Here is a 23,594-nt window from a genome sequence, read left to right on the forward strand (position 1 = left end):
GAATGGCCTATTTGCTCAATGTGTTCGGCTGAGATCGGAAATCAACCCCGTTCGGTAGAACGGCGGAACTTAGACTGCCTGTGCCAGCTTCTCGGCACGCTCGGCGGCGGCGAGCGCCTCGATGACGGTGCCGAGCTGGTCGCCCAGGAGGACGCCATTGTAGGTGGAGTTGAAACCGATGCGGTGATCGGTCACGCGGTCCTGGGGCTGGTTGTAGGTACGGATCTTCTCGGAACGGTTGCCGTGGCCGATCTGGCTCTGGCGCTCGGCACCGAGCTCTGCCTGCTGCTTCTCGAGCTCCATCTCGTACAGACGGGCGCGCAGCATCTGCATGCAGACTTCGCGGTTCTGGATCTGGGAGCGCTGTTCCTGCGACTGCACCACGGTGTTGGTGGGCAGGTGGGTGATGCGCACGGCGGAATAAGTGGTGTTAACGCACTGACCGCCAGGACCGGAGGCGCAGTAGGTGTCGATGCGCAGGTCGGACTGGTTGATCTGGACGTCGATCTCCTCGGCTTCGGGAAGTACGGCGACGGTCGCCGTGGAGGTCTGGATACGGCCCTGGGACTCGGTCTTGGGAACGCGCTGGACGCGGTGCACGCCGGACTCGAACTTCATGACGGAGTAGACGCGGTCGCCCTCGACCTTGAACTCGATGGACTTAAAGCCGCCGGCCTCGCTGGGGCTGGAGTCGAGCACGGTGGTCTTCCAGCCGCGCGACTCGCAGAAGCGCTGATACATCTTGTACAGATCGCCGGCAAAGATAGCCGCCTCGTCGCCACCGGCGGCGGAGCGAATCTCGACGATGGTGTTCTTGTCGTCGTTGGGGTCGCTCGGGATGAGCATGTACTTAATGTCTTCCTCGAGCTGGGGAAGCTTGGCCTCGTTTTCGGAGATGTCCATCTGGAGCATCTCCTTCTCATCGGCATCGGTAGTATCGTGGAGCATTTCCTTGGCAGCCTCGATGTCATCGAGCGCGCCGATGTACTCGCGCGAGGCAGCGATGAGGTCGGACTGGTGTGCGTACTCCTTGTTGAGACGCGTGAACTCCTTGATATCGGAGGCGACGGCTGGGTCGGAAAGCTTCTTCTCGAGCTCCTCGTAGGCCTTGATGATCTTTTCGAGCTTGTCGCGCATGACGGACTCCTTTTATATGCGTGAAGGTGAAAATCGGCAGAATTGATGGGGCGCGGGGCGCCGCTGCGGGGGTAAAGCCCGGCTAGAACATGTCGATCTTCAGATACATGCGCATCCCTTCGCGTATGGGGGTACATAGTTGCGGTCTAACCTATACATGATAGCGTGCGCAGGCAAACCTGCATACAACCCGCACGGAATCCGACAAAGGGAGAGTCCCTTTGTCGGATTCTAGAGCGTATGGAGCAGGGCGATGAGGAAGCGAACACCCTGGAGGTAGGCGCGGCGGGTGATACGCTCGTTAGTGCCATGGACGCCGCGGTCGCACTCGTCATCGTCGACCACAAAGGCCGAGAAGCGAATGCACTCGGGGCAAATGCGCTGGTAGTTGGCAGCATCGGTGGCACCGATCACGGTTGAGGGGACGATGCTGACAGGAACCCCGCCCGTCGCACTCGGTCCGTTTTCCTCCGCCCCCTTTGGGTCGCGGAAGTAGCAGGCGGCAATGGCGCGAACGGCCTCGAGCCCCGGTCCACCGACACGCGGGGACGGCGAGGGCTCGGAGCTGCCGGGGCCGAGTTCGACCTCCACGCGCCCGGCAAGGCCCGCCGCGGCAACGGCCTCGCGGCAGCGAGTAGTGACATCGGCCACGCCCGTGCCCTCGAGCATGCGGAAGTTGATATTGGCCCACATATCCTGTGGCATCACGTTGGCGCCGGTGCTGCCACCCTCGATCTGCGTGGGCGCGCAGGTGGTCGTCACCAGCGGATAGAGCTTCTTGCTGGCGAGGCAGTCGCGGACAATGACGTCCCCGTTGGCGGCAATCTCATCCGCCGTGTAGAGCCCCAGCTCGACGAGCTGTGCGGCAAGCAGATCGGTCACGCGCGTCGGCCACTCGATATCGCAGATTGCGGCGATAGCGCGGCTCAGTACCTCGAGCGATGTGCCGCCGTAGGGGTTGGACGAATGCCCGCCCTCACTCTTCGTCTTGAGCACAATATCGGCGTAGCCCTTCTCGGCAAGGTCGGCATGCATAAGCCAGCCCTCGCCCGCGCCGTACTCGGCAGCCGAAACAATACGGTAGTCACCCTCGTCGATCAGGTATTCAAGTTCAATACCGCGCTCCTCGAGCACGCGACCGATCGCCCGCGCGCCGTACTGCGTGGTTTCCTCGTCCTGGCCAAAAGCCAGCAGCAGGGTTCGCTCGTGCTCCCAGCCGTGCGCCAACGCATACTCAACCGCCTCGAGAATGCCTGCGACCTGATCCTTCATGTCGATAGCGCCGCGACCCCAAATGTAGGTGTCGTCCACCTGTCCGCTAAAGGGGGCGTGCGTCCAGTCGGCCTCGGTATCCGGCACCACGGGGACCACGTCCATGTGGCCCATGAGCATGACGGGTTTGAGGGCGGAGTCGGAACCGCCAAGCGTCACCAACAGCGAGTGGTCGATAAGCTCGACCTCGCCCGCCGCAAACACGCGCGGCCAGGCCTGCTGCATATAGGCGCGCAGGTCGTCGAAGGGCTGCCAGTCCACCGCCTCGGCATCCATGCTCGAGATGGTCGGAAACGACAGCACGCGGCCCAAGCGCTCGCACGCGCCGGCCTCGTCCATATCGGCAAAATCGTCCTCATGCGCAAAGAAGCGCCAAACCTCGGCCATGACATCCTTTCGATTGTGACGACAAAGGCCGCCCCACGGGAGCGGCCCTGCAACGCAGGCGTTTGCGCCGGTTATTTGTCCTCGAGATAGCGAGAGAGGAACTCGCGAGTGCGCTGATGTTTGGGGTTGCCAAAGAGCTCGGCCGGCGCGGCGTCCTCGAGCACCACGCCCTTGTCCATAAAGACCACGCGGTCGGACACCGTGCGGGCAAAGGCCATCTCGTGCGTGACGACAACCATGGTCATGCCGTCGGCCGCGAGCTTGCGCATGACCTCGAGCACCTCGCCCACGATCTCGGGGTCGAGTGCCGAAGTCGGCTCGTCGAACAGCATGATCTGCGGACTCATGCACAGGGCGCGAGCGATGGCCACGCGCTGCTTTTGGCCACCGGACAGGCGACCCACGGCGGCGTGCGCGAACTTTTCGAGTCCCACGCTCGCCAGATGCTCCATCGCGACCTTCTCGGCCTCGGCCTTGCTCATCTTTTTGAGCGTGACGGGCGCGAGCGTGCAGTTGTCGAGCACATCCATGTTGTTGAACAGGTTAAAGCCCTGGAACACCATGCCGATGTCCTCGCGGAGTTTATTGATATTGCAGCGCTCGGCCGTAAGGTCCTGGCCGTGGAACCAGATGTGGCCCGCGTCCGGGGTCTCGAGCAGGTTGAGGCAGCGCAGAAAGGTCGATTTGCCCGAACCCGAAGCACCGATGATGGTGACGACCTCGCCGGGATTGACGGACAAGTCGATACCCTTGAGCACCTCGAGCGAGCCGAAGCTCTTGCGCAGGCCCTCGACGCGGATGAGTGACTCTTTAGTTTGTGCGGCGGCCGCGGTGCCGGTAGTGGCGGTATCTGCCATGATGATTCTCCTCGTCTTAAGCCTAGTTAGAGCTGGGCAGCGTGGCAGGAGCCTCGGCGCCGAGCTTTTTGCCAAAGGCCTCGAGCAGGCGGCTCGCCACGAGCGTCAGGATCAGGTAGACCACGAGCGCCACGCAGTAGACCTCCATCTGGCGGTAGTACACGCCGGCGACGGTGGTGGTGGCATACATGAGGTCGAACACGCCGATGACCGAGAGCACCGACGAATCCTTGATGTTAATGATGAGCTCGTTGGTGAGCGCCGGAATCGCGTTTTTAATGCCCTGGGGGAACACGACCTTGCGCATAGCCTGCCACTGCGAAAGCCCCAGCGAGCGCGCTGCCTCGGCCTGGCCGGGATCGATGGACTCGATGCCGCCGCGCAGGACCTCCATCATGTAGGCGGTGGAGTTGAGCGAGATGGTAACGAGGCCGGCGGTGAAGGTACTCCAAATCTGGTTGGCCTGGGCAGTCTCGAAGCCCATGCCGCGCAAAACGGTGAAGCCCGCGTAATAGATGAGCAGGCCCTGGACCATCATGGGCGTGCCGCGCACGATGGTGGAGTAGACGGTCGCAAAGCCGCGGCCGATGCTCTTAAAGAAGCGCACCAGGTCGTTGTCTACGCGGTCGAAGGTCTGAATACGCAGGAACACAAAGAGCAGCGCCAGGAAGAATGCGATGACGGTGCCGAAGGTGGCAAGCGCGATGGTGATCTCGATGCCACGGATGAAGAAGTCGCCGCTCTTGTAGGTCATGTAGACCAAGCTCGACAAAAAGTCGCTGGGGTTGGAATCCGAGACAATGCTCACCTGCACCAGATCGATAAACGACATGACGCAGCGGTCGACAAAGAAGATCGCCGCGATGACGACCACGACATAGCTGCCCAGGCGCGCGCCGCGACGGAAACGCTCGGATGCAAACGGCGACGTTTCGCGATAGTCGCTCCAGTGCATAACCTTGGTGACGAGCGCTGCCGCCGACACGACGATCCAGGCCCAAAGAATCGCCCAAAGGCAATCCTGGAAGATGCCGGTGGGCGCCAAAAAGCTCAGCGGCGTGGGGTTGCGCTGGCTAAATGCCAAGCCGAGCGCCGCGATAACGCTCGTGCCCAGGTACACATAACGGTGGTCGGCCTTGATAAAGGAGGCCAGACGATTGATGCCTTTCATGCTGCCTCCCTATGCCGGCTGACGGTCGAGGCACGCGTCCCACATTTGGTCGCGCTCCTCTTGGCTAATGCCCTTGAGTGTCTTGTCGATGAGCTTAAGCAGTTTGTCCGAGCCCTTGCGGCAACCGACATTTGCCGTGACCTCCTGCTTAAAGCCCTCGCCCTCGGCAAAGTGGATGGGGACGATACCGGGATTTTGGGCCATATAGCCCTTTTCGTTCTCCGTGTTGTAGGTCACGGCGTCGCACGTGCCCTGCAGCAGATTCGAGAACACCGTGGGGACCGAATCGACCGGATTTTTGTGAACGACGCCCGGGATCTCGTCGATGACGGTATCGAGCATGGTGTCCTTTTGGCCGAGCACCGTGGCACCGCTGAAGTCGCTGAGCTTGGTCGCGTTTTGGTAGGGCGAGCCCTCTTTTACGAACAGGCCAAAGTAGCCGATAAAGTACGGGTCGGAAAAACCGACGGACTCCTCGCGCTCGGGCGTGGCGCTCATGCCGGCGATGATGAGGTCAATCTGGCCGTTGTTGAGCGAGTCGATAAGGCCCGAGAAGCTCTGCTTGACGGCAACGGGCTCGCCGCCGAGAGCCTTGCAGACGATCTTGGCGATCTGCACGTCGTAGCCATCGGCATAGGCGCCCTGCACGTTGTCGATGGGGATCGTGAACTCGCTGGCCTCGGAAACCTGCCAGTTGTACGGGGCGTAGGCCGCCTCCATGCCGATGCGGATCTTATCCTTGCCGATAACGGAATCGGACAGGTCATCGCGACCGCCGCCCGTCGTGGGCTGAACTACTTCCAGCGTGGAGGGACGCTGGCAGCCGGCAAGTGCGCCGGCGACGACAGAAGCGCTCGCAGCGAGAGCGCTACCCAAAAAGATGCGACGGCTGCATACCGGCTGTGGATGCGCGTCGCGCTGTTGTCGAGATTGCATCTGGTGCCTTCCCAATTTCGTTTTGCTGACAATAAGACAGGATATACGCCCGCAACCAGCAGCGCGGCATGTGCGCGAAAAATTAATAGACACACGAGGACGATTGGCGCAAAGCAGCCTGCCCCATGTACCACTTGGCATGAAAAAGGCAAGGCATAGACCTTCTGGTCATGCCTTGCCTTTTGAATGACAAATTGTCGCTCTGGGTGGCGCGCAGCGTCGACCGGTCCGTCGTTCGTTAGAACGGCGGAACCTCTAGAGCAGGGTGACGCTAAAGGAACGGATGTCGGTAGCGCCCGGTGCCAACGTGATGGTGTTGACCTTGTGCTCAAAGACATCGTCCTCGGTGTCCATGGTGGTGTGGCCGGTCCAGGGCTCGAGCGCCACAAACGGGGCGTCGTTGGCGGCAGACCACACGCCAATGTACTTAAAGCCCTCAAAGTCGATCTTGACGCCGTGGCCCGACTTGCGGCCGCGCAGCGTGAGCGTGGAACCCGGGACATCGGTGAACATGATGGCATCGTTATCGAAGCTGCGGTGCGTGATGGGCAGCACGTCCGAGTTATCGGGAGCCTTGTAGCTGCCCTCGAACGTCATAAGACCGTCGGGCGTGATGATGGGGGCCTCGTTAGTCCAAGCCTCGGTAAACGCCAGCTCGTAATCCTCGAACGCCTCGTCTTCGGCACCGGGGGCGGGCACGTTGAATGCAGGATGACCGCCCACCGAGAACGGCAGGGCCACGTCGCCGGTGTTGGTGACGGCAAAGGTCTGCGTGAGCGTGGCGTCGCCGGTCAGGGCATGGGTCATGTTGAGCTTAAAGTGGAACGGGAACGCCTTGAGCAACTCGGGCGTGTCAGTGATCTCGTACGTTACCGAGGAGCCATCCTCCGAAACCTCGACCAACTTGTGCTCGACGATGCGAGCGAGTCCATGGCGCGGCATCTCGCAGGTGCCGGCCGCAGATGTCGCCATGTTGTTGCGCAGCGATCCCACGATGGGGAACAGGATAGGCGCATGCTTGCCCCAAAAGGCCGGGTCGCCCTGCCACAGATACTCGTTGCCGTTGAGGGCAAGGCTCGTGAGCTGGGCGCCCATGGAATCGATGGCCGCGGTGAGGCCGCCGCGCTTGATGGTAGTGACGGTGGACATGCTACTTCCTCCAATAGTAAACAACGGTGTCGAGGGCTATTGTCCCACTCTTGGCGGCGGGGTTGAGCGACAGGTGCAGTTATTGAGCAATAGCGTAAAGGTCAAACCCGCCCTGCGGCGTGCTATCGACCGTATCGGGCGCCTGTGAATTAAAACTCACCGGAACCATGCGCTTTGAGGCACGGTAACGCGTGCCGTCGGTGGCGACGGGCGGCTCATCGACCGTGAGCTCGTAGTCGCCGGGCTTGAGCTCGATGCCGTCACCTTCGGAATTGACGTATTGGTACTCGTCGATCGCTTGCCCCTTGAGCGTGCGACCCACGATATGGACGAGCATCTGGCTGTCGCCGCGCGCGGTGTCCCACGTCGCGCCGTCCTTGACCTCGACCGATACATGCACCGAGCGCGTGCGGCTGAGCGATTGCTCGACAGACATCTCGACCTTGGCGGCGTCTTTGCGCTGTTGTTCAACATGGCTCCAGACGTTTCCAATTACCGAGCATGCGATAACGCCGGCCATAAAGGCGATAAGGATGGGGCCAAGCGGAGAGCGACGTCCCGCATCTTCCTCGCGAGCCAGATCGGGGCGATGCGTGGGCGCAGGCGCCTGGGCACCCTGCGAGGGCACGTCGAGAATGCTGAAGGATGCCGTGCTGTCGGGATCGATAGTGTGACGCGGCTGCGGGGTCTTTGCCGGCGAGATGGACATGTCGGCTGGCTCACCCAGTGTGGCCGTGGCATCGGCCTTTGCCTCGTCGGCCTCAGCCTGGGCCCAAGCCTGCTCAAAGGTTAGGGGTTCGGCGGCATCGGAGGCGGCTTCAGGCTCGACACCGGCATCATTGCCGGACTCGTCCTCGTCGCTCGACACGTCACACGGCGCGGGCTCGTCCCACTCTTCGTCCGGAGCCTCGCCCTCGCTATACCACCATTCAAAGTTATCGATATCCATACGGGGCGCCCCTTAAGCCTCGCAAATAAACACTTGCTAGCCTTATACCCCCAGATGGCACGCCCGCTCGCACGGAATGTGACAAAGGGGCTGTCCCTTTGTCACATTTTGCGTTTAGCCGTGGGCGATCTTGTTTCTCAGCAAGAAATCGGCCGCCCCTACGATTCTGATGCCGTCGATGTCTGTTGGATGCTCACCATCCCTGACAATCAAGATCTTCTCGTACGAATCAGGGATTTTTCCTAGCGTGCTTAGCTTGAGCGGTCGCAGTTCGCGTTCTCTCGTCGCCTCGGCGTCGATCCGTTCGGTAACCTGGATATATTTGCGGTCCGATCCCTCGCCGATTGCGACAAAGTCGATTTCCCCCGCGCGCAGATGGCCGCAAAACACTTCGTACCCTTCAAGGACAAGCTGGTTGTAGATAACGTTCTCGAGCATCCTTCCGCTATCGCTACCTCTATATCCGTCAAGATAGCTGCGGATTCCCGTATCGGCTATGTAATATTTACCGCCTGTCTTAAGAAGCTCCCGCCCCTTGATGTCATACCTTTTTACTTTGGTAAACAGGTACGTCTCTTCCAGAGCGCCAATATATGCCGACACCGTCGATGCATTGGTCTTACCGCCCGCCGATTCGTTGAGCGTCCCTACGATTTTATTGACCGAGGTTTGATTGGAGATGTTGTCTGCCAGGTACGCACAGAGCCGCTCGAGAACATCGCGCTTAGTGATAGCCCCGCGACCCCTACGCGTCGCGCGCAATAAGATATCGCGCGCGACGATTGTCTGGTAAAGGCTACGAATATAGTCGCGACACAGCTCACGCCTCGGCTCATCATGAGCCAGAAACGGCATGCCGCCGTAGGTTATGTACTGCTCAAGCACGGTATTTGAATTAAGGCGATTGCCCGTCTTGGAAACGAGCTCAACCCGCTCACCGAGCCCTTCGGCGACGACCGCATCAATCGAGCGAAAATCAAGATACTCGCCAAACGTGAGGGGCTGCATCTTGACCTCGATATATCTACCCGAGATAAGCGTTGCAAGCTCGCTCGATAGCATAAAGGCATTGGAGCCCGTGACATAGATGTCGCACGGCAAATCCACTCGGAGCGAGTTGACCGCCTTTTCCCAACCCTCGACATTCTGGAGCTCGTCAAAGAACAGATAGGGGCGATCGACACCGTCAACGCGCTCCCGAACCATGCGATAAAACGTCAGATAATCTGTAACCCCCGCGTACTCTAGAGATTCCATCTTAAAGGTCAGCAAACGCTCTGCCGGCACCCCCTGCTGCGCCAGGTGCTCCCTCATCATGTCCAATAACGTGGATTTGCCGCAACGGCGTATACCCGTCACGATTTTGATGAGGTCGGTATCCTGAAAAGCAATGAGTCGATCAAGATAGCGGCTTCGGCGAACGATGTTCATAGAGTCTCCCTAGCGCCCGTCCAGACATGAAAACTTATAAACTTGCATTATTTGCAAGTTTATAAGATGCCACCTTAGAAACTTGCAGATTTTGCAAGTTTCTAAGAAATGGGCGTGGATGTGACAAAGGGACTGTCCCCTTGTCACATCTGAAGGGCGACGGGGATTTGGATGCAGCAGAAGTCCTCTTGGTGGGACTCGTCGTAGCTCGTGGTATCGAGGTAGCAAAAGTCGAAAGCGTTGCCAACGGGCTGGAGCGCGTGCTTGTCCATGCAGGCCACGACGGCGCGGATGCCCTCGGGTTCGTACGGCATGCCCCAGCGGCTCATGCACAGGTATGTGCCCTCGGGCAGCACTTCTATGCCGATCTCTGCCAGCTCGGCAGCGTCGCTCGGCAGCAGTTCCTCGACACCGCGCGGTAGCACGGCAAAGGAGCCGGCGCCGGCAATGGGGTCGTCGGAATGCAGTGCCTCGCGACGCAGCATGGCGCCCCAACCGCGCATGGGACGCGTGCCCGTCAGCGCACGCATGCGCAGAATCGCGCGCATGAGCGTGGGGTGCAGCATCGAGCGGCCGCGCTCGATATCGGCCGGGAACTCCTCAAAGACCACGTAGCGGCGCTCAAACTGTTTGAGCTCCGGCTTGCCCTCGCGCTCGCGCCAGTAAACCGCCTCGTCGTAAAAGCTCAGACGCTCCTGCACACTCGCGCGCTCGGCTTTGAGCCCGGCGATCTGTTCATCGAGCGCCTGCACCCGCGAGCGCAGGTGATCGGTCATCTCGCCAATGTCGAACGTCGAGGTCAGGCGGTCGACCTCGTCGAGCTCGAGCCCCAGGTCGCGCAACATGCAGATCAGGCGCATGAGCGGGATCTGCGTGGGCGAATAGAAACGGTAGCCTTTTTCGTTGACCACGGCGGGCTTAAACAGGCCGATCTTGTCGTAGTAGATGAGCGTTTGGCGCGAAACATTAAACAAGCTCGCCATCTCGCTAATCGCATACATGCCCGTCTGCATAAGTCCTCCCGACACATCCTTTTAGCGCACAAAGCCCGCCGCCCACAGGGGCAGCGGGCTCAAACACTTCTCGTATCCTACCCTAAAAGCGCCTATGACCAGCGCTTATAGTTTGCGCATGACACGCCGACGGCCTCGAGCGCCTTGGCGGCGATGTGATGCACCGCGTCATCGAGCGTGGCGGGGCCGTTGTAAAACGTGAGCATGGGCGGCATGAGCATGACGCCCGGTACGCGCGCCAGGCGCGCCATGTTATCGACGTGAATGGCGCTGAAGGGCGTCTCGCGCACCATGAGCACCAGGCGGCGCTGCTCTTTCATCTGCACGTCGGCCGCACGCAGCAACAGGTTTTCGCTGTAGCCGCTCGCGATGCCGGCGAGCGTCTTCATGGAGCAGGGCGCCACGATCATGCCGTCGACCGGATAGGTACCGCTTGCGATGGGGGCGCCGATATTTTTGTTGTCGTAGACCACATCGGCATGCGTGGCAAACTCGTCGAGCGTCATGCCGAGCTCCTGCTCGATGGTGATCTCTCCCCCGCGCGTGACGACAAGCGCCGACTCGGCACCTGCCTGGCGCAGGCATTTGAGGCACTCAAGACCCAGCGCGGCACCGCTGGCGCCAGACACGCCAACGACAATGCGGCGGGGACGGACAGAAGACTCAGGCATGACAACTCCTCACTTTGTTACTCGGCAGGGCGACTTACTAGAAGGCGAGCTCTGCGGCCCACTTGTCCTGGTCGATCTCCATGAACTGCGAGCGAATGAAATTCTTCTTGAGGTCGAACGGAACCGTGCAGTCGAAGATGGCCTTGCAGGCGATGCCGTGCTCGCGAATCGTGGGGTCGAACGCAGGGTCGTTGGACGGGTCGAGCACGTGGCAGTGGCAGCCGGGGATGGTGATGAGGTCGACGTCGGCCTGGAAGCGCGTGGTCATGGCCCACATCACGTCGCTCATATCAAAGATGTCGACATCCTCGTCAACCAAGATCACATGCTTGAGCTCGGAGAATGCCGAGAAGGCGAGCATGGCGGCGTTGCGCTGACGGCCCTCGTCATTTTTGCTCGACTTCTTAAACTGCATGATGGCAACGAACTTGCCGCCGCCGCAGGGTGCAGCGTGGACGTTGAGCAGGCGGCCCGGGATAGCGGTCTCGACCATCTTGTAGATGGAAGCCTCGGTGGGGATACCGGCCATGGACACGTGCTCGTGCGAAGGGCCGATGCAGCTCTCCATAATGGGGTTGACACGCGTGGTGACGGCGGTGATCTTGATCACCGGGCAGACCTTGGCGCCACCGGTGTAACCGGGGAACTCGGGCATGGCGTAGCCGTGGCCGTTGACGTCCTCGTTGATGGTCTCGTCGTGCATGAGGTAGCCCTCGAGCACGTACTCGGCATTGGCAATGCACTTCTGCGGAACGGTGACGCAGTCGGCAAGCTCGACGGCGTGGCCGCGCAGGGCACCGGCGATCTGCAGCTCGTTGAAGCCGAGCGGCGTGGTGGGAGCCTCGAAGCCGCAGCACATGTACACGGCGGGGTCCAGACCGATGGAGATGGAGATGGGCATATCCTCGCCACGCTGGCAGTACTCGTCAAAGAACGCGCCCAGGTGACGGCTGCCGGGGGTAATCCACATGGCGAGCTTGTCCTTGTCGACGCAGGAGAAACGGTGGATGGTCACGTCGGACTGGGAGCCGTCGGGGCTCGTGCCGTAGGCGAGGCCCATGGTGATGTAGGGGCCGCCGTCGACGGGCGTGTTGGTAGGAGCGGGAACGATCTTGCGCAGGTCAAAGCCCTCGTCGGTCGCCTTGTACACGACCTCTTGGCAGTCGACGTGCGCACCCTCGGCGATCTGCTCGGGCGCGATCAGGTTCTCGAAGCGCTTGCCGATCTCGAGGCCCAGGTGCTCCTCGTCCAGGTCGAGCAGGGCGGCAACGCGCTTGCGGCTGGCAAGCATGCCGATGCAGACCTTGGCATCGTCAAAGCCCTTGACGTTGTTGAAGACCATCGCCGGACCCTCTTTGGTCGGGCGCATAACGGTGCCGCCGGCGCCGACGTGGCGATAGACGCCCGAGACCTCGGCGTCCGGGTCGACCTGAGTGTCGGTCTCGAGCAGCTGGCCCGGCATCTCGCGCAAAAAGTCGAGCGCGGAGCGCAGGTCGTGAATCTGGGAAGCATCGGTAGTGGACATAGCATGCTCCTTTCGGGAGAGTGCCCGGCGGCGAGGATGCCGCCGGGCTTGGTAACGTAATGGGGCCGCAGCGCTCATAGATGAGGCGCTCGGGCACTCGCAGTTCAAGCACTCGGCTAATTACAGCCAAGCACTCGACTGCTTACATCAGGCCAAAGAGGTGGAACCAGGCGGCCTCAACCAGCACGACGATAAAGACGACCGCGGTGAGGGGAATACCCATGCGCATGGCCTCTTTGGAGGTGTAGCCGCCGGCGTCCTTGCCCTCGCCGATAAGGATCGGCAGGTTGTGGAACGGCAGGATGTAGTGGATGTTGATGGACGTGAAGACGATGAGCGCCACGGCAAGCGGGCTTACGCTGGAGCCGGCCGCGAAGCTGATGAACGCCGGCACGCACACACCGAGCACGGCCATGACCGAGCCCATGAACATGTGGATGATCATGGAGAGCGCGGCGACGAGCAGGGCGAACAGGAAGATGTTCTCGGGCACGGAGCTGGGAAGCACGACGTCGGCGATCCAGGCGTTCATGCCGGTGGCGCCGCCCACGGAACCCACGGCCATGGCGGCCGTCAGGAACATGAGGGACTTGATGTCGACAGCATTCCAGCTGGCGGGGGTGAGGACCTCGCCGATGACGGGCATGGCGAGGCAGACGCCAATGGCCAGGGTGACCCAGCCGATATAGTCGCCCGAGACAGTGAGCCACAGCGCAATGGCGATGACAAGCCACACGATGGTGCGGATCTCCTTGACGGAGAGCTTGCCGAGCGCGGCCTGCTTGGCCACGATCTGCTCGCGATCGTAGACGAGCTCCTTGCTGGGCTTAAAGAGGAAGAGGCCCAGGAACAGGGTGCACAGCAGCGCGACCAGCATGGGCACGCTCATGTACAGGAACCAGTCGACGAAGGACGGGCTCATGCCGCCGGCTTCGGCGCTGTACTGCGCAACGAGCGGGTTGAGCGTGGAATCGCCCGTCAGGAAGAACATGGAGCCCGGGGCGGCAGCGGCAAACACGAGGAAGCCGAGCTTGCCGCGGTCGTCGTCACCGTAGCCGGCGGACTCGGCGATGACCGAGACGACGGCGAGGATGAGGAAGGCGCGGGGGAACGGATGCGGGATCAGCAGCGACAGCACAAAGGTGAGCGCGAAGATCGAGATGATGAGCGACTTGGCATCGCGCACGAACTTGAGCATAAACGCATAGGCGATGCGCTCGCCCAGGCCCGACTCCTTGACCGCGCTGGCGATGAGGTAGGCGCCGATGACGAGCCACATGGTGGCCTTGGTCCACGAGCTAAACGTGGAGGCGACCGTCGCCGAGATGCTCGCGGCGCCCGTGTCGTCCACGCACACCTTGAACAGAACGAGCAGCGCGCAATAGAGCAGGCCCACAAAGCCCGGCTGTGCCACGCCACACGCCCAGAACACCACCGTGGCGAGCGTCAACGCCAGACAGGTCTGACCGCCGACCGTAAGCTCGACCGTCGAGCTCAGCTCCGCCAAAGGAAGAAACTTCACTAGCAAAAAGACAACGATACCCAGCACAAATCCAATTTCGCGCTTGGTGATCTTAAACGCCTTCTTTTCCGCTTCCATCTCCCCACCTTTCTTGTTGGGGGCGCTCCGAATTCGCAGCCACGTTGCCACTTAAAAAGGGGCGCCCGTTATCGGACACCCCTTACGTTGCGCTGTGTTGTTGCAATACAGTCAAGCGGGATTTTTGGATGAGAAGCGATCTTCTGGGCAAAAACCGTCACAACATTCGACGCTTTTCCTCGATTTCGAGATTTTCATCGAATGTTGTGACGGTTTGGATATGGCAAAGGGGCTGTCCGATGTCACATAGCGAGAGCCGTACGGATGGATGGGTCGCTGAGGGCCTCGCGGAGCCAGGGGGCCAGCTGCTCGGGGTGACCCCGCAGGTAGCCTTTGAGCTCGGACGGGGCCACGCGGCGTACCTCCGAGATCTCCTCTTGGTTGATATGCAGCTCGCCCGGCTCAACATGGGCAAGGTAGACCTCGCACCATTCGCACTCGCAGCGGCCGTCGCCGTGGTCCTCGCGGTACACCACGTGTCCGAGGTGCTTGAGCTGATCGGGCTCGCGCGTGATGCCAAGCTCTTCGTTGATGCGACGTGCCGTGGCGGCCGCGACGTCTTCCCCGGGGAGCGGATGGCCGGCACAGCTATCGGCCAGCACCCCGCCCCACAGGCGTTTGAGCGGGCTGCGACGACAGAGCAGCAGGCGCGCGTCTTCGCCCTGGCCCTCGACCAGAAGCGTCAGAAATGCCTGATGCAGAATGCCCTCACCGGCATGGGCATCGATGCGGTCGACGGGGCCAAGCGTCTCACCGGTCGCGGCATCGACCGCCACGACCTCGGCGCCTGCGCCGCCCTCATCCCAGCCGGCGCGCAGAATGCAGGCTGCAGCTTCCTCGAGCGCGGCGATGAGCTCCTTGGTGGTGTCGAGCACGCGCTGCAGGTCGTCCCCGCTCGCCTGTTCAACATGAAAACCCGTGCTTGCAACTACCGGCACGCCAAAGCGCGTGGCCAGCGCCGCCGCGATATCGTGCGCCGGGATCTCGTCTCGATGGCACGGAACGGCCAGGATGCTCACCGTCGCCGTACGGCCGGGCTCGGGACGCGGAATGGCCTGTGCCGTGGCGCCCAGGTGCGCAAATTTCGGCGAGCAGGCGTAGACCGCCATGCCTCGCGGTGTCACCGTCAGCTGGGCCTCGAGCGCAAACTTGCCCTCGCCCACTGCAACCTTTGTCGTGTGCATACCCATGGGATCTCCTGTCGCCCGCGATGTACCTGAGACCATCTTCGCCTGTATTGCGACTATACAGGCAAGCGCAGCCTGCGACAAAGGGGGCAGGCACCTGACACATTCTGTTAGAGTTGCAGGGATTGAATCCCGCTTATTCATGCGACATTGGAGTGACAACCTTGACCGCCGCAACCACGCCTAAAAGTAAGTCAACCGCCGCCGCGCTCTCCCCCGCGCGCACCAAGCTCTGCCTGGCGCTGCTCGTGCTGCTGGGCTTCTCGCTCGGCTGCTCGGAGTTCGTGGTCATCGGCATCGAAAGTGACTTGGCGACGGAACTCGGCATATCGCTTGCCACTGCGGGCCAGCTCATCAGCGTTTTTGCACTGGTCTACGCTATCGCGACGCCGGTGCTTGCGCTCAGCACGGGGCGCTTCCGTCGTTACCAGCTGCTCGTGTGCTACAGCATTATCTTTGTGCTCGGCAATCTGGTCATGGCGTTGGCGCCCAACTTCCAGGTGCTGTTTATCTCGCGCATTGTCCTGGGTTCCGTCTCGGGCGCACTGCTCGCCGTGGGCGTGACGTACATCCCCGAGCTGCTGTCCCCGCAGCAAACTTCGCTTGCCATCTCGGTGGTATATGGTGCGTTTTCCGTGGCAATGGTCTTTGTCACTTCGATCGGCAAGTTTGTGGCCGACACGCTCGATTGGCACGTGGCCATGTACGGCACGCTGACCTTTGCCGTTTTGATCTGCGGAGCGCTCGTGGCGTTTATGCCGCGCGCTGGGCAAACCGACGAGCCTGCCACCTTTCGCGAGCAGGCGGGTCTGCTGCGCGAGCCGAGCATCATCACCGGCATGCTCATCTTTTTGTTTGGCGTAGGCTCGGTCTATGTGTTCTACGGCTACGTTACGCCTTATCTTGAGCAGGTGCTGGGTATGGGCACTGTCCAGGCGAGCACCACGCTTATGGCCTATGGCGTGTTCTGCCTGATCTCGAACATCCTGGGCGGATGGATCGATGCGCGCTTTGGCATGAAGGCGCTGCTTGTGACGTTTGTGCTGCAGGCCGCGGCGTTACTCGGGCTGTTTGCCGTGGGCGGCACCATGCCGCTCGCGCTGGTCTTTGTCTTTAGCTTGGCGCTGCTCATGTACCTATTCTCGGTGTCATGCATCACGCACTTTATGGACGTGGCACGCAGCCGCCATCCCAAATCGATGGTACTTGCAAGTTCGGTTGAGCCCATGGCGTTTAACGTCGGCATCTCGTTTGGCACCGCAGTGGGCGGCGCCGTGGTAAGCAGCATTGGCATTGCGTACGTGGGTGCCGTGGGCGCCGCGTTCTCGCTTGTGGCCTGGATGCTCACGCTGGTGACGATTAAGTTGGCTCGCTGGGAGCGCAAGCGGGCGAGGGCGTAGGCGCAGGCGTAGATGCGATACTCGAGCTCGATGATGACGATCGAAAGGAAACCGCATATGCAACGCGTACTGTTTATCTGCCATGGGAACATCTGCCGCTCGACGATGGCTGAGTCGGTGTTTACCGAGCTGGTGCACCGCGCCGGACGCGTGGGCGAGTTTGTCATTGATTCCGCAGCGACCTCGACCGAGGAGATTGGCAACCCGCCGCATCATGGCACTGTTGCCAAGCTGCGCGAAGTCGGGATTCCCGTCGTTGCCCACCGCGCGCGCCAGGTGCGTCGCGCGGAGTATGGCGACTGGGATCACATTGTCTATATGGATGCTGAGAACGCGCGCGGCCTGCGCCGCATCTTTGGCGACGACCCCGACGACAAGATTACGCGCTTGCTCGATTGGACCGAGCGCCCCGGCGACATGGCCGATCCCTGGTATACCGGCAATTTCGATGCCACCTACCGCGATGTGCTCGACGGTTGCACCGCTATGCTCGAGCAGCTGTAATCGATGAAATGCAGAGTTTTTAGAGCGCGAAATCGGATGAAATGCAGAGATTTGAGATTTAAGGCTTGAAGAGGTGCGTCCACCGCCAAATATGACAAAGGGACTGTCCCTTTGTCGCATCCCGCTCGGCTACTCGTCGACGATCTCGGCAAGCCAGACGTTTAGCGTATCGACCTCGGGGCAGCAGAACTTTGCCGTACCGGGCTCGTTGCCGGGCACGGAGCCGCCATAGCGCAGGATATCGATATAGGGAAAACCCACATGGCAGGCCATGGCGCACATCTTGCCGCGGTCTCGGTCGAAGTCAAAGACGTCGCCCGGCTTGTGACCATGGTGGCAGCGGCACGTCCCCAGCTGGTCCACGCAACTCACGCGGATACGCGGACGCTTTCCACGCGGCGCGCCGAGCGGCTTGCCCCCGCCCGCAGGCTTGACGCCGTCCTCGCCAGCATTACTCATGGTCAATCACATCCAGGCAGGCCTCGATGGGAAGGCCGGCCGACTTGTCCTCTTGGTCGGCATTGCGCTCGATAAGCTCAGCCACCACACGCATGGCATCGGACGTCGCGCGCTGCAGACTCCAACCCGCCATAACGCGGCCGACGAGCACCGCCGAGAACGTGTCGCCCGTGCCCGGGAAATAGACCGGAATGAGCTCAAAGGGAATCGTGAAGTACTCCCCCGCCACATGGTCGTAACCGATAACCGCGTTCGTACCATTGACTACGGCGCTCGTAATGACCACCGACTTGGCACCCAGCTCGTGCACGGCGTCCACAAGGGCGCGGGCCTCGTCGGTCGTGATCTGCTCTGCAATAGGCGTATCGGTGAGCAGACAGGCCTCGGTGTAGTTGGGCACCGCGTAGTCTGCGCACTCCAGCAGGTGCCGCATAAGGCCAATCGTGGACTCGGGCACACCGGCATAGAGCTTGCCGTTATCGCCCATGATGGGGTCGACGAACACCTTGGTGCCCTTTTGCGCACGGCGGTGGCAAAAGCCCGAGATGATGCGCGTCTCTTCCTCGGTCACGATAAAGCCGGTCGAGATGGCATCGAACTCAAAGCCGAGCTCCTCCCAGATAGCGAGGCTTTGACGCACGTACTCGGTGGTGTCGTGGATGTAGAACTTGGGGTAGTTGAGCGTGTCGGAAACGAGTGCCGTCGGCAGGTTATGGATGCGATAGCCCATGTGCGACAGCACCGGCAGCATGGCCGAGAGCGCGACCTTGCCGTAGCCGCACATATCGTTGATCAGCAGCAGCTGAGTACTCTTCATGAGGGTCTCCCTTGTTTCGGGTGCGGCGCGGCAGCACCACAGTGCGACTAAGTGTAGCGCAGGAGGCATCGTGAGCGGTCGCTAGGGTCGCGAAGAGCGCGTTGTTGCGGATAGGTTTCGGAAATGGGGACTGTTTGCTCCATAACGGCCTAGTTGATACTACTCATATAGTGCCATTTCAAAACTATGCCTATTTACTACGTTTAACCGCCCACCTCCAACCACAACAAATTTCGCTCCAACAAAACCGCAGGTAGATAGCTTGCGCTTTTTCAGAAACAGCTGTTGTGGTCGGGGATGCCGGATTCATCGTAGTAATTAGGCATAGTTTTTGGCGAGGCCGCTTCGAAAGGCGTCATCGCAGCCCAAAGTAATCCCTTTTCCTCCGTCCCCAAGGGATCACATGCACCGAAGCGGACCGTGGCGGAATCACATGTTGAGGACGGACAGCGAAAACGTTCCTAAGCGAGCAAGGTGGCGTGCAAGAGGAGGGCATAGGCCTTGTGGCCATGCCCGATGATTGAACGTCAGATTGCCGCTTAGGAGCGTTTGCAGCGTCGAGCGGTTACGGCGTTTGGTAAAACGCCGTAACTTAATAAGTTTGGTACCTTGACATTCATTTCTCATGCTCCTAGATTGGTTAGGCACAAAACAATTCCACTACCTAACTAAAGAAAGGAGCAACACTAATTCATGTGCGATGAACCTCTTAACCTTTGTTCGCATGAGCCCGGCGGCGACCCGTCACAGCCTGCGGATGTACCCGAAGCGGTCAGCGCCGAAGACAAGCTTGCCAAGCGCATCCTCAATAATCTGGGCTTTTGCGGCCATTACATGCATTTTCATGGTGGCGGCGTGTCCGGCAAGGCGCCCATCATCTGCCTGCTGGCCAAGCAGCCCGGCGGCGAGATGTCGCAGCAGGAGCTCGGCATGCACTTTGACCTCAAGCCGGGATCGCTTTCCGAGATCCTGTCCAAGCTCGAGCTCAACGGCCTCATCGAGCGCAGCCGTAACCCCAAGGATCGACGGCAACTCACCATTCGCCTGACCGAAGTCGGCCGGGAGAAGGCCCGCATCGACCAGGCCGCCCGCATCCGCTTTAGGGAGCAGGCCTTTAGTGCCCTCACTCACGACGAGCGCGAACAGCTCGCCGAAATGCTTGAGAAAATCCGCGTAACCTGGGAGGAACTGGATGATTAAAACCCTCATGGGAAGCATCCGCGACTATATGAAAGTCACTGTTGCCACGCCGCTGCTCGTGCTTGGCGAGGTGCTCTGCGAGATGCTGATTCCATTTATCACCGCCAACCTGATCGACGCTATCAAAGACGGCGCCACCGTAGCCGAGATGCTTCCCACCGCAGGCTTTTTGGTGCTCATCGCGCTGACGTCGCTTGCTTTTGGCGCCGCGGCTGGTGTCACCTGCAGCCATGCGAGCTGCGGATTCGCCAAGAACCTGCGTCATGACCTGTTCTACAAGATCCAGACGTTCAGCTTTGCCAACATCGACGAGTTCTCGAGCTCCTCGCTCGTCACCCGCCTCACCACCGACATCAACAACGTGCAGCAGGCCTTTATGATGCTCATCCGCATCGCCGTGCGCTCGCCGCTGGTGCTGGTCTTTGCCTTTACCATGGCATACGCCATGGGCGGCAGCGTCGCCATGGTCTACCTGGTCATCATTCCGCTGCTGGGCTTTGGTCTGTTCTTCATCATCCATAAGGTGCGCCCGATCTTTGCCCGCGTCTTCCACAAGTACGACGCGCTCAACGAATCCGTTGAGGAAAACGTCACCGGCATGCGCGTGGTCAAGAGTTACGTGCGCGAAGACTTTGAGAAGGAGAAGTTCGCGACCGCCGCGCGCGACGTCCAGATGGACTTTACCCGCGCCGAGAAGCTGCTCGCCTTCAACAACCCCATGATGAACATCTGCGTCAACGGCGCGTTCGTCGTCATCATCTACCTGGGTTCCGAGCTCATCATCACGAGCCAGGGCACCCTGTTCGACGTGGGCCAGCTCTCCTCCATCTTTACCTACGGCTTCCAGATTCTGATGAGCCTAATGCAGCTGTCGATGATCTTTGTCATGGTGACCATGGCCGACGAGTCCGCACACCGTATTACCGAGGTGCTGGCCGCCGAGCCCACGATCGCCAACCCGGCCGAGCCCGTGCACGAAGTTGCCGACGGCTCCATCGACTTCGATCACGTGAGCTTTAAGTATTCCGAGCATGCCCGCCGCCAGGCGCTCGACGATATCGACCTGCATATTAAGAGCGGCGAGACCATCGGCATTATCGGTAGCACCGGCTCGGCCAAGTCGACGCTCGTGAACCTGATCGCCCGCCTGTACGATGTCACCGAGGGCACCGTGCGCGTCGGCGGCGTGGACGTGCGCAACTACGATCTGGACGCGCTGCGCCACCAGGTGGCCATGGTGCTGCAGAAAAACGTGCTGTTTAGCGGCACCATCGCCGAGAACCTGCGCTGGGGCGACCCGAACGCCACCGACGAGGAAGTCCGCGAGGCGGCGCATCTGGCCTGCGCCGACGAGTTTGTCGACGGCTTCCCCAAGGGCTACGACACCTGGATCGAGCAGGGCGGCTCCAACGTTTCCGGCGGCCAGAAGCAGCGCCTGTGCATCGCGCGTGCCCTGCTGCGTCGCCCCAAGATCTTGATCCTGGACGACTCCACGAGCGCCGTCGACACCAAGACCGACGCCAAGATCCGCGAGGGCCTGGCGAGCTACCTGCCCAACACGACCAAGCTCATCATCGCCCAGCGCATCAGCTCCGTGCAGGACGCCGACCGCATCATCGTCATGGAGGGCGGCCGCATCAAGGACATCGGCAACCATGACGAGCTGCTCAAGACGAGCGAGATCTACCGCGAGACCTTTACCTCGCAAAACAAGATGAGTGCCGCGGGCGAGGAGGCGGCCGAGACCGTCGCAGCCGACACCGAGGCATCCGCACCGCAAGCTCAGACCCAGAAAGGAGGCGAGGCACATGAGTAAGGCAGCTACCGCCGAGCGCGCGCGCAACCGCAAGGGCGGCACTATGACGCGCCTGATCAAGATGCTCTTTGGCTTCTACCCGGTGCTTTTGCCCCTCGTCGTCGCCGGCGTTGTGCTCTGCGCCATCATCAACTCCATCGGCGCGACGTTTCTCCAGAGCGCGCTGCAGGTCATTAGCGAATCGTGGCAGTCGGGCGACTGGACGGCCGCGCAGCCCAAGATTCTGAAGCTCGTGACCACCCTCGGCTGCATCTACGCCGTGGGCGTCGCCTCCTCGCTCTTCTGGAACCGCACCATGGCCGTCATCACGCAGGGCTCGCTCGAGAAGCTGCGCGAAAAGATGTTCAACCGCATGCAGGACCTGCCGATCCGCTACTTCGACACGCACCAGCGCGGCGATATCATGAGCCACTACACCAACGACATCGACACGCTGCGTCAGATGATCAGCCAGTCGCTGCCCAACCTGCTCATGACGATCATCATCATCGTCACGGTGTTCTTTATCATGCTGTACTACAGCGTGTGGATGTGCCTGGTCATCATCGCCGGCGTCGCCTTTATGACCTTTATGACCAAGCTGCTCGGCTCCAACTCCGCGCGCTTCTTCATTGCGCAGCAGACCGAGCTCGGCGTGGTCGAGGGCCATATCGAGGAGGTCATGAACGGCCAGAAGGTCGTCAAGGCGTTCTGCCACGAGTCTGCCGCCGAGGCCGATTTTGACGAGCGCAACGAAAAGCTCTTCGAGGTCTCCCAGAAGGCCAACATGTACGCCAACATCCTCATGCCCATCCTTATGAACCTGGGCAACCTGCTCTACGTGCTGGTCGCACTGGCGGGCGGCATTTTCCTGGCGCTGGGCGTGCCCAACCTGAGCATCTCGGGCATGGCGCTGTCCATCGCCGTCGTGGTGCCGTTCCTCAACATGACCAAGCAGTTCTGCGGACAGATCGGCCAGATCTCGCAGCAGATCAACGCCGTGGTCATGGGCCTCGCCGGCGCCGACCGCATCTTTGAGCTCATCGACGAGAAGCCCGAGGCCGACGAAGGCTACGTGACGCTCGTCAACGCACAGGTGAACCCCGAGACTTGGGAGTTCGAGGAGGCTGACCACCACACCGGCATGTGGGCGTGGAAACATCCGCACCGCGCAACCGGCGAGATCGAGTACGTCCCGCTGCGCGGCGACTTGGTCATGGACAACGTCGACTTTGGCTACACCCCCGACCACGAGGTCCTGCACGGCGTGTCCGTGTTTGCCAAGCCGGGTCAGAAGGTCGCGTTTGTCGGCGCCACCGGTGCCGGTAAGACGACCATCACCAACCTCATCAACCGCTTCTATGACATCGCCGACGGCAAGATTCGCTACGACGGCATCAACGTCAATAAGATCCGCAAGGCCGATCTGCGCCGCTCGCTGGGCGTCGTGCTGCAGGACGTGAACCTGTTCACCGGCACCGTGATGGACAACATCCGCTACGGCAACCTGGATGCGACCGACGAGGAGTGCATCGCGGCGGCCAAGCTCGCGGGCGCAGACGACTTTATCACCCGCCTGCCCGACGGCTACGACACGATGCTCACCGGCAACGGCGCACAGCTGTCGCAGGGCCAGCGCCAGCTGATCTCGATCGCCCGCGCCGCCGTCGCCGATCCGCCGGCGATGATTCTAGACGAGGCCACGAGCTCCATCGACACCCGCACCGAGGCCATCGTGCAGGCGGGCATGGATAAGCTCATGGAGGGCCGCACGACGTTTGTCATCGCACACCGCCTGTCCACCGTGCGCAACTCCGACGCGATCATCTGTCTGGACCACGGCCGTATCATCGAGCGCGGCAACCACGACGAGCTGATCGCCAAGCGCGGGTACTACTACCAGCTGTACACGGGTGCGTTTGAGCTGGAGTAGGAACGGTTACTGACGGAGGGTGCCCCGGGGCGTCGGGGTAATTCCTCCGTGCTCAAACATTCTCGCTTCGCTGCGAAACTGCGCGCGGAGGAAATACCCCGCCGCCCCGGGGCACCCTCCTGCGCGCAATCAGCCCGTTGTTTAAAACGGAATAAAGGTTAGTGAGGCCCTGGCCGTTTGGCCAGGGCCTCGTTTTGTTAG

20 protein-coding genes are annotated in these 23,594 nt (G+C 61.0%); 5 read left to right on the top strand and 15 right to left on the bottom strand.

The window, feature by feature from the left end; translation table 11 throughout:
- Positions 1–69: 69 nt before the first annotated feature.
- The 13 genes from prfA to idi form a co-directional block, all read right to left on the bottom strand.
- Positions 70–1,137, bottom strand: coding sequence for a peptide chain release factor 1 (gene prfA / locus DWZ15_RS07265; RefSeq protein ID WP_055252487.1), 1,068 nt, complete (start codon positions 1,135–1,137; stop codon positions 70–72).
- Positions 1,138–1,368: 231 nt separating this feature from the next.
- Entirely contained in the window at positions 1,369–2,796 is a 1,428-nt protein-coding gene (locus DWZ15_RS07270; RefSeq protein ID WP_118450196.1) for a M20/M25/M40 family metallo-hydrolase, read from the bottom strand.
- Positions 2,797–2,867: 71 nt separating this feature from the next.
- The gene (locus tag DWZ15_RS07275; RefSeq protein ID WP_117766727.1) at positions 2,868–3,653 is read right to left on the bottom strand and encodes an amino acid ABC transporter ATP-binding protein; all 786 of its coding nucleotides are present in this window, start codon (positions 3,651–3,653) and stop codon (positions 2,868–2,870) included.
- Positions 3,654–3,675: 22 nt separating this feature from the next.
- The gene (locus DWZ15_RS07280; protein ID WP_118450198.1) at positions 3,676–4,824 is read right to left on the bottom strand and encodes an amino acid ABC transporter permease; all 1,149 of its coding nucleotides are present in this window, start codon (positions 4,822–4,824) and stop codon (positions 3,676–3,678) included.
- A 9-nt stretch (positions 4,825–4,833) separates the two neighbouring features.
- Positions 4,834–5,760, bottom strand: coding sequence for a transporter substrate-binding domain-containing protein (locus DWZ15_RS07285; RefSeq protein WP_117806678.1), 927 nt, complete (start codon positions 5,758–5,760; stop codon positions 4,834–4,836).
- Positions 5,761–6,015: 255 nt separating this feature from the next.
- The gene (locus DWZ15_RS07290; RefSeq protein ID WP_118450200.1) at positions 6,016–6,909 is read right to left on the bottom strand and encodes an aldose 1-epimerase family protein; all 894 of its coding nucleotides are present in this window, start codon (positions 6,907–6,909) and stop codon (positions 6,016–6,018) included.
- Positions 6,910–6,988: 79 nt separating this feature from the next.
- Positions 6,989–7,858 carry a hypothetical protein gene (locus DWZ15_RS07295; protein WP_118450202.1) on the bottom strand — a complete coding sequence of 290 codons (870 nt, stop codon included), beginning with the start codon at positions 7,856–7,858 and terminating at the stop codon, positions 6,989–6,991.
- A 114-nt stretch (positions 7,859–7,972) separates the two neighbouring features.
- A complete protein-coding gene (locus DWZ15_RS07300) occupies positions 7,973–9,289 on the bottom strand; it encodes an ATP-binding protein (protein ID WP_233544666.1) in 1,317 nt (438 codons plus the stop codon).
- Positions 9,290–9,432: 143 nt separating this feature from the next.
- On the bottom strand, positions 9,433–10,302 hold the full coding sequence (locus tag DWZ15_RS07305) for a MerR family transcriptional regulator (RefSeq protein ID WP_118450204.1): 870 nt from the start codon (positions 10,300–10,302) through the stop codon (positions 9,433–9,435).
- A gap of 92 nt (positions 10,303–10,394) precedes the next feature.
- On the bottom strand, positions 10,395–10,973 hold the full coding sequence (locus DWZ15_RS07310) for a UbiX family flavin prenyltransferase (protein WP_118450206.1): 579 nt from the start codon (positions 10,971–10,973) through the stop codon (positions 10,395–10,397).
- 37 nt (positions 10,974–11,010) lie between these two features.
- Entirely contained in the window at positions 11,011–12,498 is a 1,488-nt protein-coding gene (locus tag DWZ15_RS07315; protein WP_118450208.1) for a UbiD family decarboxylase, read from the bottom strand.
- Positions 12,499–12,640: 142 nt separating this feature from the next.
- Positions 12,641–14,098 (bottom strand): SLC13 family permease, encoded by a 1,458-nt coding sequence (locus DWZ15_RS07320; RefSeq protein WP_164473338.1) that lies wholly within the window; start codon positions 14,096–14,098, stop codon positions 12,641–12,643.
- Between the two features lie 242 nt (positions 14,099–14,340).
- A complete protein-coding gene (gene idi / locus DWZ15_RS07325; protein ID WP_158572515.1) occupies positions 14,341–15,282 on the bottom strand; it encodes an isopentenyl-diphosphate Delta-isomerase in 942 nt (313 codons plus the stop codon).
- 158 nt (positions 15,283–15,440) lie between these two features.
- Here idi and DWZ15_RS07330 point away from each other — a divergent pair, with 158 nt between their 5' ends.
- Together DWZ15_RS07330 and DWZ15_RS07335 are read left to right on the top strand one after the other, a co-directional pair.
- On the top strand, positions 15,441–16,685 hold the full coding sequence (locus DWZ15_RS07330; RefSeq protein WP_233544670.1) for an MFS transporter: 1,245 nt from the start codon (positions 15,441–15,443) through the stop codon (positions 16,683–16,685).
- A gap of 57 nt (positions 16,686–16,742) precedes the next feature.
- Complete coding sequence (locus tag DWZ15_RS07335; RefSeq protein ID WP_118450212.1) at positions 16,743–17,189, top strand: low molecular weight protein-tyrosine-phosphatase; 447 nt, start codon at positions 16,743–16,745, stop codon at positions 17,187–17,189.
- A 129-nt stretch (positions 17,190–17,318) separates the two neighbouring features.
- Here DWZ15_RS07335 and DWZ15_RS07340 read toward each other — a convergent pair whose 3' ends face one another.
- Together DWZ15_RS07340 and DWZ15_RS07345 are read right to left on the bottom strand one after the other, a co-directional pair.
- The gene (locus DWZ15_RS07340) at positions 17,319–17,648 is read right to left on the bottom strand and encodes a TIGR04076 family protein (RefSeq protein WP_199580050.1); all 330 of its coding nucleotides are present in this window, start codon (positions 17,646–17,648) and stop codon (positions 17,319–17,321) included.
- Positions 17,641–18,465 carry a PfkB family carbohydrate kinase gene (locus tag DWZ15_RS07345; protein WP_118450214.1) on the bottom strand — a complete coding sequence of 275 codons (825 nt, stop codon included), beginning with the start codon at positions 18,463–18,465 and terminating at the stop codon, positions 17,641–17,643. The genes DWZ15_RS07340 and DWZ15_RS07345 overlap by 8 nt, the downstream gene beginning before the upstream one ends.
- Positions 18,466–19,158: 693 nt before the next feature.
- Between DWZ15_RS07345 and DWZ15_RS07350 the strand changes: the two genes are divergently transcribed.
- From DWZ15_RS07350 to DWZ15_RS07360, 3 genes are read left to right on the top strand one after another with little or no spacing between them, the layout of a single operon-like run.
- Positions 19,159–19,665 carry a MarR family winged helix-turn-helix transcriptional regulator gene (locus tag DWZ15_RS07350; RefSeq protein WP_118450216.1) on the top strand — a complete coding sequence of 169 codons (507 nt, stop codon included), beginning with the start codon at positions 19,159–19,161 and terminating at the stop codon, positions 19,663–19,665.
- Entirely contained in the window at positions 19,658–21,481 is a 1,824-nt protein-coding gene (locus DWZ15_RS07355; RefSeq protein ID WP_118450218.1) for an ABC transporter ATP-binding protein, read from the top strand. The genes DWZ15_RS07350 and DWZ15_RS07355 overlap by 8 nt, the downstream gene beginning before the upstream one ends.
- Complete coding sequence (locus DWZ15_RS07360) at positions 21,474–23,393, top strand: ABC transporter ATP-binding protein (RefSeq protein ID WP_117640959.1); 1,920 nt, start codon at positions 21,474–21,476, stop codon at positions 23,391–23,393. The genes DWZ15_RS07355 and DWZ15_RS07360 overlap by 8 nt, the downstream gene beginning before the upstream one ends.
- Positions 23,394–23,594 lie beyond the last annotated feature (201 nt).

The sequence above is a fragment of the Collinsella sp. AF29-7AC genome (assembly GCF_003475665.1).
Lineage (GTDB): Bacteria > Actinomycetota > Coriobacteriia > Coriobacteriales > Coriobacteriaceae > Collinsella.